The organism is Candidatus Electronema sp. TJ, from assembly GCF_048287355.1.
GTDB lineage: Bacteria > Desulfobacterota > Desulfobulbia > Desulfobulbales > Desulfobulbaceae > Electronema.
This window is the reverse complement of the sequence record NZ_JBLWEP010000059.1, coordinates 1-12,258: the sequence shown is the minus strand read 5'-3', so window position 1 is coordinate 12,258 and position 12,258 is coordinate 1. Positions and strand designations below refer to the sequence as shown.

General features: G+C 58.3%; 12 protein-coding genes. 5 read left to right on the top strand and 7 right to left on the bottom strand.

The genetic code is table 11. The features are described from left to right. Positions 1-21: 21 nt before the first annotated feature. Entirely contained in the window at positions 22-429 is a 408-nt protein-coding gene (locus ACNKID_RS06120; RefSeq protein ID WP_417912549.1) for a hypothetical protein, read from the bottom strand. Between the two features lie 368 nt (positions 430-797). Here ACNKID_RS06120 and ACNKID_RS06115 point away from each other — a divergent pair, with 368 nt between their 5' ends. Next, the gene (locus ACNKID_RS06115; RefSeq protein ID WP_417912548.1) at positions 798-2,423 is read left to right on the top strand and encodes an SUMF1/EgtB/PvdO family nonheme iron enzyme; all 1,626 of its coding nucleotides are present in this window, start codon (positions 798-800) and stop codon (positions 2,421-2,423) included. Positions 2,424-2,496: 73 nt separating this feature from the next. On the opposite strand, the gene ACNKID_RS06110 is transcribed toward ACNKID_RS06115, so the two are convergent. The 5 genes from ACNKID_RS06110 to ACNKID_RS06090 form a co-directional block, all read right to left on the bottom strand. Continuing rightward, complete coding sequence (locus tag ACNKID_RS06110; protein WP_417912547.1) at positions 2,497-3,015, bottom strand: hypothetical protein; 519 nt, start codon at positions 3,013-3,015, stop codon at positions 2,497-2,499. 64 nt (positions 3,016-3,079) lie between these two features. Beyond that, positions 3,080-3,754 (bottom strand): phosphatidylserine decarboxylase family protein, encoded by a 675-nt coding sequence (locus ACNKID_RS06105; protein WP_417912546.1) that lies wholly within the window; start codon positions 3,752-3,754, stop codon positions 3,080-3,082. 203 nt (positions 3,755-3,957) lie between these two features. Beyond that, positions 3,958-4,440: an acetolactate synthase small subunit gene (ilvN, locus tag ACNKID_RS06100; protein WP_417912545.1), complete on the bottom strand. Its 483-nt coding sequence runs from the start codon at positions 4,438-4,440 to the stop codon at positions 3,958-3,960. 24 nt (positions 4,441-4,464) lie between these two features. Beyond that, entirely contained in the window at positions 4,465-6,168 is a 1,704-nt protein-coding gene (gene ilvB, locus ACNKID_RS06095; RefSeq protein ID WP_417912544.1) for a biosynthetic-type acetolactate synthase large subunit, read from the bottom strand. A gap of 107 nt (positions 6,169-6,275) precedes the next feature. Beyond that, positions 6,276-6,719, bottom strand: a complete 444-nt coding sequence (locus ACNKID_RS06090) for a VanZ family protein (RefSeq protein WP_417912543.1) — start codon at positions 6,717-6,719, stop codon at positions 6,276-6,278. A 109-nt stretch (positions 6,720-6,828) separates the two neighbouring features. Between ACNKID_RS06090 and glgX the strand changes: the two genes are divergently transcribed. From glgX to rmuC, 3 genes are read left to right on the top strand one after another with little or no spacing between them, the layout of a single operon-like run. Then, positions 6,829-8,952, top strand: coding sequence for a glycogen debranching protein GlgX (gene glgX, locus ACNKID_RS06085; protein ID WP_417912542.1), 2,124 nt, complete (start codon positions 6,829-6,831; stop codon positions 8,950-8,952). After that, a complete protein-coding gene (locus ACNKID_RS06080) occupies positions 8,952-9,479 on the top strand; it encodes a GDSL-type esterase/lipase family protein (RefSeq protein ID WP_417912541.1) in 528 nt (175 codons plus the stop codon). Before glgX ends, ACNKID_RS06080 begins: the two co-directional genes overlap by 1 nt. Beyond that, positions 9,440-10,771 carry a DNA recombination protein RmuC gene (gene rmuC, locus ACNKID_RS06075; protein ID WP_417912540.1) on the top strand — a complete coding sequence of 444 codons (1,332 nt, stop codon included), beginning with the start codon at positions 9,440-9,442 and terminating at the stop codon, positions 10,769-10,771. The genes ACNKID_RS06080 and rmuC overlap by 40 nt, the downstream gene beginning before the upstream one ends. A 7-nt stretch (positions 10,772-10,778) precedes the next feature. Here rmuC and ACNKID_RS06070 read toward each other — a convergent pair whose 3' ends face one another. Beyond that, entirely contained in the window at positions 10,779-11,486 is a 708-nt protein-coding gene (locus ACNKID_RS06070; protein WP_417912539.1) for a hypothetical protein, read from the bottom strand. A 101-nt stretch (positions 11,487-11,587) separates the two neighbouring features. On the opposite strand from ACNKID_RS06070, the gene ACNKID_RS06065 reads away from it, so the two are divergent. Continuing rightward, on the top strand, positions 11,588-12,124 hold the full coding sequence (locus tag ACNKID_RS06065; protein WP_417912538.1) for a hypothetical protein: 537 nt from the start codon (positions 11,588-11,590) through the stop codon (positions 12,122-12,124). Positions 12,125-12,258 lie beyond the last annotated feature (134 nt).

Sequence of the window (12,258 nt, the reverse complement as noted above, 5' to 3'; positions counted from 1 at the left end):
GACCTGCAACAACTTGGGTTGTCACTGCTTCTTGAGGATTTCTCTGTTTTGAACTTTTGCAGGAATTGCAGCCAGGCGGAACGCCGCGTCATGCGCTGCGGAACCGCTTTGCTCCGGCTGAAAACCCGCCGCAGCCGCCGGAAAACGCGTTTGCTTTGCCCTGATTCCAATTGGAACCGGGGCAAAGTCAATTGGAATCGTCCTGATTCCGGTTGGAATTGACACGATTCCTGCCGGAATCAACCCGATTCCTGTTGGAATCAGCCCGATTCCAATTGGAATTGCCCTGATTCCGATTGGAATTGCTCCGATTCCAATTGACTTTGCCTTGATTCCTATCGGAAACGCTCCAATTCCAATCGACATTGACACGATTCCAATTGGAATCAGGGCAAAGCAAGCGTGAACCGTCTCAATTGAAACGAGCATCCTTCCGGCGCAGGCGGCGGGAAAACAGAATAATTCAGCAGAGCTGCTGTGAACGCGCGGAGGCAGCCATGCCTGTGGGAAAAGCGGACGCTTCAGGCTGGGCTGAGCAAAAAAACTTCCGCATAAGGTTTACGCTTCTCCTTTCGCCCGGCATCCGCAAGAAACTTTTCCGTGAACAGCAGAGGTCACAACTTAGGTTATCATGTTAATCTATTAAACTGCCTCATTCCGGCTGCTGTCAATCGCTTTTGCTGTTCCTCCGTGCTGCGGAACATTCTGCTGTTGCGCAGGCCCGGCTGTTTTTGTACAATCTTTCTAAGTTATTGTCATACATCCTGCAACCATGAACCCAGAGGAGAACTTGTATTATGGCTTGGCAGCAGAAAAGGAGGCAGCTCAGGACAACGCTCATCGGCCTGATGCTGCTTTTCTCCAGTGCGCTGATGATCATGAATGCCGCCGCGTCTGGACAGACGGAGCCGCCCGACTTCGGCAAATATTACGCCTTGGTGATCGGCAACCAGAGCTACCGGCATCTTGAGGAGCTGACCACGGCGCGGGCTGACGCGAAGGAAATAGCCAAGCTGCTGGAAGAGCGGTACGGCTTTGAAGTCGAGCTGCTTCTCGACGGCGACCGCGAGCGGATGCTCTGGACGCTGTCTCAGCTTCCCAAAAGAACAACGAGCAAGGACCGGGACAATCTGCTGATTTATTACGCAGGTCACGGCCAGCTCGACAGAAACGGCGCAGGCCGCTGGCTGCCGGTGGACGCGGAGGCTGAAGATGAGAGCAATGGGATTCCGACCTCATCGCTCACAGATATTCTCAGCTCTGTCCAAGCCAGACATATTCTGGTGCTGTCTGACTCGGTTTATTCTGCCAGTCTTCAGCTGCCAGACAATGCCCGTCTGAAGGAAAGCAGGGAGGAGCGGCTCCGGCGGCTGCTCGAAACGCCCTCGCTCACCGCCCTGACCTCTGGCAGCGACCGGCCCATGCATGAGGCCGGAGCCAAGCATTCGCTCTTTGCCCGCAATGTGCTGATCAGCCTGCGGGACAACCGGGACGTGCTGTCCGGTCGCAGCCTGTTTGGGCGGCTGCTCAAGCCTGTGTACCAGAGCACCGAGCTGCTGCCCCGCTACGGACATCTTGTCAGGACAAATCAGAAGCAGGGCGACTTCCTTTTCGCCACCCGCCATGCGCAGAACTCGTTTCAAACCGAGCCTGCCCGTCCTGCTCAGGCTCAGGCCGCGCCTCCCCAGCAGCAAGCCGCCGCGCCGCCACTGCCCCAGCCGAAACAAGGCGACGCGCTGATGAATGAAGCCGCAGGGATGGAGTTTGTCTATGTGCCGGGCGGCTGCTTTAAAATGGGTTCGCCTGTGGGCGAGAAAGGCCGTTTTGACTGGGAAGGGCCGGAACACGAGGTCTGCGTCAATGGCTTCTGGATGAGCCGTTATGAAGTCACGCAGGAGCAGTGGCTGAAAATCATGGGCAGCAATCCTTCCAGTCTGAAGAAAAACCAGCATCCGGTGGAGAATGTCTCATGGCATGACGCACAGGAGTTTCTTGCCCGGCTGAACAAGCGCTCCGGCAGAACCTACCGGCTGCCCACCGAGGCGGAATGGGAATACGCCTGCCGGGCGGGCGGCGGCGGCAAATACTGCGGCAGCGACAACCCGGACGCTGTGGCCTGGCATGAGGAGAACAGCAGCGGCAGCACCCGCCCGGCAGGCCGCAAGCAGGCCAACGCCTTCGGACTGCACGACATGAGCGGCAATGTCTGGGAGTGGTGCGCGGACAAGTTCGACAAGAACTACTACGCCATAGGCGGGGCGCGCAACAACCCGCGCGGCCCAGCCGACGGAGATGAGCAGGTGGTGCGGGGCGGCTCAGCGGGCAGCAGGGCGCACAACTGCCGCGCCGCTTTCCGCTTCAAAAACCGGCCTGATTACCGGGAGAACCTGATCGGCTTCCGGGTGGTGATGCAGCAGGAGTGAACGGAGCAAAACGCCTCCTCAAGCCGTCGGGCTGAGGAGGCGCTGCCGCCTCGCAGAGGAAGAGAGAAGAGATTTACTTCTTCTGCTCCGCAGGCGGGGGAATGACAGGCGGCGGCCCTTGCGCGGGCTGCTGCTCAGACGGGGGGGCAACAGGCGGCGGTTCCTGCACAGGCTGCTGCTCAGGCGCGGGAAGCGCATTCGTTTCAGGCTGGTGCGGGAGTATGACAGGCGGCTCTTGAGCAGAGGGCTGCTGCTCAGGCGGCAGCGCGTTCGCTTCAGGCTCTTCCACAGGCGGCTCTTCTTCCATGCCCTCTTCGGGCGGAGGCGGCGGAGCCTCGTCATTGAGCGCGGCTTCCTCACCCTCTTCCAGCACTTCGACAGGCTCTTCCTCGCCAATGTCGGCTGCTGCCGCATCCACTTTTCCCTGCATCTCTTTCACTTCCTGCTGCGGCGCAGGGGCTGGTGCCGGGGGCGGCGCAGGAACGGCTGCGGCAGGCTTTTTCTCCGGCTGCGGCTCTGGTTTTTCGCAGGCCGCTGCAAAGAAGAGCAGCGACAGGCAGCTGGCAAGCAGAGCTGTTTTATTGACGCGCATTTGAATGATCTCCTTTCAGGTTTGACAGTGAACAAACAGCCACGCTGTTGTTGTTTGCAGCTGCTTATGATACAGCACAGTCTGCCTCTGTCAATTGTTTTATCCGCCCCAGCACCGTCTCGCCAGCCCTGACCTTCTGCCCGGCCTGCACCATCGCTTCGCTTCCTTTGGGCAAATACAGATCCACCCGCGAGCCGAAGCGGATCAGACCGTAGCGTTCGCCGGTGCGCACCTGATCATCCGGCTCGGCCCGGCAGATGATGCGGCGGGCGATGAGTCCGGCGATCTGCACTGCCGCATACTGCTGCCCGGCGGCGGTTTCCACGATCACCGCGCAATGCTCGTTGTGCAGAGCGGCCTTGTCCTGATCAGCGGCATAGAAGCGGCCCGGCTGCAAGATAACGCGCCGCACTGTGCCCGCAAAGGGAACGCGGTTGACATGCACGTTGAACACATTCATAAAGATGGAGATTCGCAGCACATCCTGATGCAGAAAGCGGTCATCATGCAGCTCCTCCACCCGGATCACCTTGCCGTCAGCCGGAGAGACCAGCACGCCGCTGTCTTCCGGCAGAACCCGCTCCGGGTCGCGGAAGAAATAGGTGACAAAGGCGGTGACGGCCAGCCCGGCAAATGCGGCATAACGATATTGCAGCACTGCGCAGAGCAGCGCGGCGAAACCGGACAGCAGGATGAAGGGCAGACCCTCTTTGGCCACAGAGTATGCAGGAGCTTTCATGGAAGCGTTGTCAGGGGGAAAAGAACAGCGCGGAAGCTGGAATCAAGCATCAGGCTGTTCTCGAACGTTGGTTCGAGCTGAACTGGAACGAGTGTTTGAGATTTTCTCGAACCAGCGTTCGAGATAAACTGGAACGTTGGTTCGAGATAAACTGGAACGAGTGTTCGAGATTGCCTCGAACCATGCGTCGAGTTGCAGCCGGATTATTTCTTCGGTGCACGGGCCATCGCAATCGTGCCGGTGCGGACAATCTCTTTGATGCCGATGGGCCGAAGGATGTCAATCACCGCCCGGACTTTGGATTCGGAGCCGGTGATTTCAACGGTGTAGGAAGTCGGGCTGACATCTACGACCTTGCCCCGGAAGATGTCAATCACCCGCAGCACTTCCGCTCTGGTGCCCGCCTCAGCCTTCATCCGAATCAGCACCATCTCGCGCTCGACGTACTCGCCCTCGCTGATGTCGCTGACCTTGATCACGTCAATCAGCTTATGCAGCTGCTTCATGATTTGCTCGACGATGCCGTCGTCGCCGCGTGTGACCAAAGTCAGGCAGGAGACTTTCGGATCCAAGGTTTCGGCCACGCAGAGGCTCTCGATATTGAAGCCGCGCCCGCTGAACAGGCCGGTCACCCGCGACAGCGCGCCGGGTTTGTTCTGAAGGAGGACAGAAAGGGTATGTTTCATAGCTTGGTTCCTCGCTGGAAATAATTATGCCAAGAGCATTTCAGTAGTTGATCTTCCTGCCGGAACCATTGGGAACACGCACTCCTCACGCTTGATGGCGAAATCCATGATCACCACCCGGTCGTTGATCGCCAACGCCTCTTTGATCACCGCCTCAACCTCGCTTTTGGTCTTGGCCCGCAGTCCGACCGCGCCATACGCCTTGGCTAATTCGACAAAGTCCGGCGTGACTTCCATCGGCGTGCCGGAATAGCGTCTGCTGTAGAACAGCTCCTGCCACTGCCGCACCATGCCGAGGTAGTTGTTGTTGAGGATGGCGACCTTGACTGCCGCGCCGTACTGCCGGGCTGTGGCCAGCTCCTGGATGTTCATCTGAATCGAGCCGTCGCCAGCGATGTCAATGACCGTCTTGTCCGGGAAGGCCACTTTCGCGCCGATGGCCGCAGGCAGGCCGTAGCCCATCGTGCCAAGGCCGCCGGAGGTGAGGAGCTGGCGCGGCTGATTGAACTTGTAGAACTGGGCCGTCCACATTTGGTTCTGGCCGACCTCCGTCGTAATGATGGCATCTCCGCCGGTGAGCCGGTTGATGGTCTCAATCACGTGCTGCGGCTTGATGATCTCGCCTTCGTCCTGATACGAGAGCGGGTGTTTGGCGTTCCACTCTTGCACTTGCTCAATCCACGCTTTGTGCTTTTCGGCAAAAGCGGCTTTGTCAAACTCCGCCGAGCTGTCAAACCAAGCATTCATTGCTTGGAGCGCGTTCTTGCAGTCGGCAACAAGGGGAATATCAACCTTGACGTTTTTGGAGATTGAGGTCGGGTCAATGTCAATATGTATGATCTCGGCTTCCTTGGCAAAGGTGTCAAGCCGACCGGTAATTCGGTCATCAAAGCGCGCGCCCACGGCAATGAGCAGATCGCTTTTGGCCACCATCATGTTGGCGGCATAGGAGCCGTGCATCCCCAACATGCCGAAAGAAAGCGGATTAGTGCCAGGGAAGCCGCCCAAGCCCATCAGGGTCATGGTCACGGGTATCTGCGTCTTCTCGGCCAGCTCGGTCAGCTCCTTGTGGGAGTTGGAAAGGATGACACCGCCGCCGACATAGAGCACCGGGCGTTTGGCCTTGAGCATGGCCTTGCAAGCCTTGGCAACCTGGCCCGGATGCGGCTCCACTGTGGGCTGGTAGGTCTGCATCCTGATCTCGGTCTTCTCCGGGTAGGCGACGAGCGAGGCCATCACGTCCTTGGGCATGTCAACCAAAACCGGGCCGGGCCGTCCTGAAGCGGCAAGATAGAAGGCCTCGCGCAGCACCGGCACCAGGTCGTCAGGATTGCTGACCAGATAGTTGTGCTTGGTGCAAGGCCGGGTGATGCCGACGATGTCAACTTCTTGAAACGCATCGTTGCCGATCAGGGCGCGGGGCACTTGGCCGGTCAGCACCACCAGCGGAATGGAATCCATGTAGGCAGTGGCGATGCCGGTCACGCCATTGGTCGCGCCGGGACCGGAGGTGAGCAGCGCCACGCCGACCTTGCCGCTGGCGCGGGCGTAGCCGTCCGCCGCATGGACTGCGCCCTGCTCGTGGCGGACCAGCAGATTCTTGATCGGAGAATCCATCAGCTCGTCATAGAGATCAAGGATCACGCCGCCCGGAAAGCCGAATATGGTGTCAACCCCTTCCTCCACCAAACATTGCACTATGGCCTTCGCGCCTTTGATTTTGCTCATCGGTTCTTTTCCTTAAATGGTTGTGAACGCCCGGCTTGCCCGTGCGCAGAGTCAGCCGCTTCATTATTGAAAGGTAGATAGGACTATATAAGCTAGGAAAACCGCTGTCAAGGCGAAACAAGGAGATGGACGGCGGCGGCGGAATTTCTTGCCCGAATTCTCTGTTCTAAGAGGAGGGAAAACCACGTGAACAAGGCTATGCCCGCGCTGTCGGCGAGCAGGTCGAGCAGATCCAAGGTCCGACCCGGAACGAAATGCTGGCTGAATTCCTCCAGCAGGACAAAGCAGAGCACCAGCAGGCTGCCAAGAGGGACGGCTATCCGGCCAAGCCGCGCTTTTCTGAACTGCAAGGCGGTGTTGATGCCAAATGTCAGCGGGCCGAAGAGGAGGAAATGGCCGAGCTTGTCGCCATACGGCAGCATTTTGACCAGATCAAAAAAGACGCTGCTCCGGCCTGTGTCGGCCAGCCAGATGATCCAGCAGATGAAGGCTAAAAGGCCGACGGCGGCGAAGGTGACAAGGCCGCGCAGGAAGATATCGTGACGGGGCATGGATCAGGCTCCTTGCAGAAAAGGCTGTTTTCGGCTTTGGGGAAATGCCGCTCGTGGTGTAGGATGACACAAAGCTCAAAGCTACGCCATGCCACCGCAGCTCGTCAACATGAAAATAGAATTCCCCATCTCTCAAGGCAGCCCGCAGCCTTTGGGCGCGACGGCCACGCCCAAAGGCATCAACTTCGCCCTCTTCTCGCGGCACGCTGAGGCGGCCTCTTTGGTGCTCGGACTGAAAGACGACCATGACGCAGCCCGTTTCGAGATATTCCTTGATCCCAAGCTGTATAAGACCGGCGACATCTGGCATGTCCTGATCGACAAGCTGCCGCCGGGCATCCGCTACGGCTGGCGGCTGACCGGCCCGTATGAACCGGAGAGCAGCGGCCTGGCCTGCGACAGCCGCCTGATTCTGCTCGACCCCTATGCCAAGGAGCTGCGCACCCCGCGCTGGGGCGAGCCGCGCAATCCGGCGGGCAGCCAGACCCTCTGCCTGATCCCTGACGAGGGCTATGACTGGGAGGGCGACCGCCCCCTGAACACCCCGATTCAAGATACGGTGATCTACGAGCTGCACGTGCGCGGCTTCACCGTGCATGAATCTTCGCAGTGCCGCTTTCCCGGCACATTCCGAGGCATCACGGAGAAGATTCCCTACTTGCAGGAGCTGGGCATCACGGCAGTGGAACTGATGCCAGTGACTGAATTTGACGAGACCGACTGCGTCTTCCGCAATCCTCAAACCGGGGAGCAGCTGCGCAACTACTGGGGCTACAACCCGCTTTCCTTTTTTGCGCCCAAGGCGGCGTATTCCAGCGACAGCAGCCATCCGCTGCGCGAGTTCCGCGACATGGTCAAGGCACTGCACCGGGCAGGCATCGAAGTCATCCTCGACATGGTGTTCAATCACACTGCCGAGGGCGGCTGGGGCGGTCCGACCTCCTCCTTCCGGGGCATTGACAATCCGATTTACTACCTGCTCGACCCGTGGACAAAAGCCTGCCTCAACTTCTCTGGCTGCGGCAACACCTGCAACTGCAACCATCCCATAGTCCGCAGCTTGATCATGGATGCCCTGCGCTGGTGGGTGATTGACATGCACGTGGACGGTTTCCGTTTCGACCTTGCCTCGATACTGGGCCGCGACCAGCAGGGCCATGTTCTCAGCAATCCGCCGGTGGTGGAGATGATCGCTGAAGACCCGGTGCTGGCTGACACCAAGATCATCGCCGAGGCATGGGATGCGGCGGGGTTGTACCAAGTCGGCAATTTCTCCGATCATCACCGCTGGGCGGAATGGAACGGCAGATTCCGTGATGATGTCCGCCGCTTCATGAACGGCACGCCAGGCCTGAGCGGTGCGCTCGCCACGCGCATCGCAGGCAGCTCCGACCTTTATCAGCACAATGGCCGCCGTCCCTGCAACTCGATCAACTTTATCACCAGCCATGACGGCTTCACTCTTGCCGATCTCGTCAGCTACAATGAGAAGCACAATCTGGCCAACGGCGAGGAGAACCGCGACGGCGACAATCACAGCCTGAGCTGGAACTCCGGCTGCGAGGGGCCAAGCTCTGATCCGCTTGTGCAGCAGCTCCGCCTGCGCCGGATCAAGAGCATGGCCGTGATCCTGCTCCTCTCGCAGGGCGTGCCGATGCTGGTGGCAGGGGACGAGTTCGGCAGGACGCAGCAGGGCAACAACAACGCCTGGTGCCAAGACAACGAGATCAGCTGGACAGACTGGCGGCTGGCGGAGCAGAACAAAGGCCAGCTCCGTTTCTTCCAAAAACTGATCCGCCTCCGCCGCGAGCACGCCATCTTTCGCCGGGCCGAGTTTTTCGAGATCAGCAGCCCGGACAAGCCGCCTTCCTCGCAGGAGATTATCTGGCACGGCCAAGAGCCCAAGCATCCCGACTGGTCGTCCGGGAGCCGCACCTTGGCCTTCCTCCTCAAAGACATTCTGCCGGATGACGGCACCGATGCGAATTTTTTCGTCATGCTCAATGGTCAGCCTGATCAGGCCGCGCTGTTCACCGTGCCGGACACCAACACCGGTGCACGGCGTTCTGTCTGGAAAAAGATTATTGATACCAGCTTGGACGCGCCGGATGATTTCCGCGACCTCAAGCAGGCTCCGAAGATCGCCGCCGGCGCAGCGGCATATGTGGCGGCAATGGGCTGCGTGGTCTTGCAGAGCGAAATGTTGAAAACGGTGGCACGGAGGAAAAAATAATGCGCAAGAAAAGCCTGCTCATGCTCGGCGACTCCTTGGCGGAATGGGGCGACTGGGACACGCTGCTGCCTGAGCTGACTGTGATCAACTGTGGCCGGGCCGGAGAACTGACTGAAGAGCTGTCCGCCCGCCTTTTCGATGAAATTGACCGTGTGCCGGAGCCGGACTGCATCCTGCTGATGTCCGGCACCAACAATCTGCTCATGGGCAGCCTGCACTTCACCGCCATCTTTCAGACCCTGCTGCCGAGGCTGGTGCTGCTCTGCCAACAGAGCGCAGTCTTTGTCAACTCCATCCTGCCGATGACTGCGCACGGCATGTCGAAAGAGACCCTTGCCGCAGTCAACTGCGAGCTGCGCACCGCCGCCGAGAGCAGCGGCTGCCTCTTCTTGGACATGACCGGCCCCTTCACCGAGCAATGCCTGCCCATCACCCGGCCTTGCTTCCTCAGCGACGGCGTGCATCTCTCCACTTTGGGCTATCAGGTTTGGGCGGCGGAAATCCGGCGGCACTGCTTGGCTGCCTGATGGATCGCCTGCTGCTGACGGCAGCCGCGCTGCTCCTTGCCGGTGCGGGCGCGGCCTTGCTGCTGCTTTGGAACCGACTCCAGCGGGAACGTTTGGAAGCCGCGCTGCGCTTGGAGCAGGCGGAAAAAACAGCCCGGCTGCTGACAGATGATGCGCAGCGGCTGCGGACCGAACGCGACATGCTCCGGCTGCGGAAAGAGGAGCTGGAAGGCGAGAAGATCCGGCTGGAAGGATGGCTGCACGAACAACAGGCCTTGGCGGAGGAACGCCAGCGGCTGCTGGAGCAGAGCCGACAGCGGATGGAGGAGGAATTCAGCAGTCTCTCCCGCAAGGTGATGGCCGAGCAGGGACGGCTGCTGCGCGAGCAGCACGCGGGCGGCTTAGAAAATCTGCTGCAGCCGGTGCGTGAGCAGCTCGGCGATTTCCGCCGCAAGATCGAGGAAACACATCATCAGGAAAGCCGCGATAGGGTCGCTCTGCTCAAGGAGATTGAGCACCTGAAAAGTTTGAACGAGCGCATCAGCCAAGAGGCGGTTGATCTGACTAAAGCCTTGCAGGGCGCGAACAAGCTGCAAGGCCAGTGGGGAGAGATGGTGCTGGAGCGGCTGTTAGAGGAGTCCGGCCTGCGTCCGGGCCATGAATTCGCGGCGCAGGTTGCGCTGCGCGACGAGCAGGGCAGGCTCAAACAGCCGGACATTCTTGTCTATCTGCCGGAAAGCAAGGTGATTGTCATTGACTCCAAGGTTTCGCTCAACAGCTATGTCGAAGCCTGCCGGGCCGCTGATGAGCGCGGGCGCGAGGAGCATCTGAAAAATCATGCCGCCTCGGTGCAGAAGCACATCGCCAATCTCAGCGGCAAGCAGTATCAGCAGCTGCCCGGCCTGAGCACGCTGGATTTCGTCTTGCTTTTCATCCCGATTGAAGGAGCGTTTCAAGCTGCTGTGGCCGTCAAGCCGGAGCTGCTCGGCGAAGGTCTGCGCCGTCGGGTGATGCTCGCCTCACCCTCAACGCTGCTGGCCATCCTCCGCACTGTCCATCACATCTGGCGGGTGGACGAGCAGAACCGCAACAGCCAGCTCATTGCCAAAGAGGCTGGGAAACTGTACGATAAATTCGCCGGTTTTGTCGAAGCGTTCGCAGAGGTCGGCGCACGGCTGAAACAGGCGCGGGACAGCTGGGAGCTGGCGGAGAAACGCCTGCACACCGGCCAAGGCAATCTCATCAGCCGGGCCGAAGCGTTGAAAAATCTGGGCGTGCAGACGGCGAAGGATCTGCCGCAGGAAAAAGAATGACGAAATTTTATCGGCGTGGTGCTGATCTGCGGTGAGGTCGAACGTATGTACCATTTTTCCTGTAATATCCTCTGACATCAATCGTTTTCAGTCGACCAGAATCAGGAGATAACCTGTGTGTGTCAGAGGAATATTGACGTGTTTCTGACTTTTTGTAAGGCTGCACATAGGTACCATCTTTCCTGTAATAACCTCGAACCTGCGCCTTTTCGGAACTATTAAGATTGGAAACGTTAACACCAGAATTTGCAGAAAACGATGAACTCCGATCAGCCTGAAAACTGCTTGTTGCTGTGTTGGATTTTTTGCCTGACGTATCTTCTGTCCCACACTGTTTTCCTGTCGAAACATAACCTTTACTAATCAACTCTTGATTGACATTTACGTCATCGACAAGCAGCACCGCAGAATCAATCTGCTCTTTATTTTTACCACATACTTTTACTTCTAACCTATTTCCATCAAGCAATTGGCGTATAAGCCGTTCAGCCTGTCTGTCTTTCTTCTCAGAGCCTGTTGAACAGACATCATGAAGGCTTATTTCTTTATTTACTCCATTTGCAGTAATCAGTACTGTGCTGCTGCTTGTAACTTCTACTCCACCTTCAAATACAAACCAAGATATTGATGCCCTGCTGCTCTCCCAGTAGTCTCCATAGCAGTTTGATATCTGAAATAAAAATGATAACAGAAAAAACAGAAAAATTTTTCTCATGATGAATGCTCGTTACAGAGTTTAACCTGTTAAATTGCAGCGCGATTGACCAACCTCTAAAAATACCATGAGATTCGAAGGAAAATCAACCGAGAAAGCACATGGAGCTGAAAACATTCATCAGTCAGGCCTTGCAGGATATAGTCGGCGGGGTGGATCATGCCCAGAAACGCATCGCCTACGGTGAGATCGTCCCGAAGCGTGATGAAAAGACCGGCGAAGTGGATGTGGAATTCGAGCTGACTATTTCCTCTGAGGAAAAGGAGGGAGAGAAAAGCCGCTTGGTCGTGGTTGCGGCGGCAGTGGGAGGCGGGGCGAAACCTCCTGCGGCCGGGCCTCCTGCGCTGGGCACTCCTCAGCCTCCCCCGCCTCCGCCGAACGTGGGCAAGCTGAAATTCAAGGTGCCGGTCAGGCTGCCGGAAGAGCGGTGGTATCACTTCATCTACCGCTGGGGCAATGAGCTGCGGCTGCTTTTTGTCCGCCGCCCAAAAGGCGCAGCCAAACTGACTGCGACAGAGGCTGCTGGCGGAGAATCTGCGCCGCCGCCGGAGCCTGCGAATCCAAGCCGGGCGAATCCAAGCGCGGAGCAGGCGCAACAGAACAAGAAAAACAAGCGTTCTTACTGGGGATTGGATTGAGGAGAGCGGCTTGAACCTGCTTGATTGCAGATACTGTTGTCCGCGTCAAGCCCCATGCATGGCTGGATCGAACATTTTGCCTGATTTGAGGATGCCGACAGCGACCTGAACGAGCTTTCGCATCATGGCGCAGA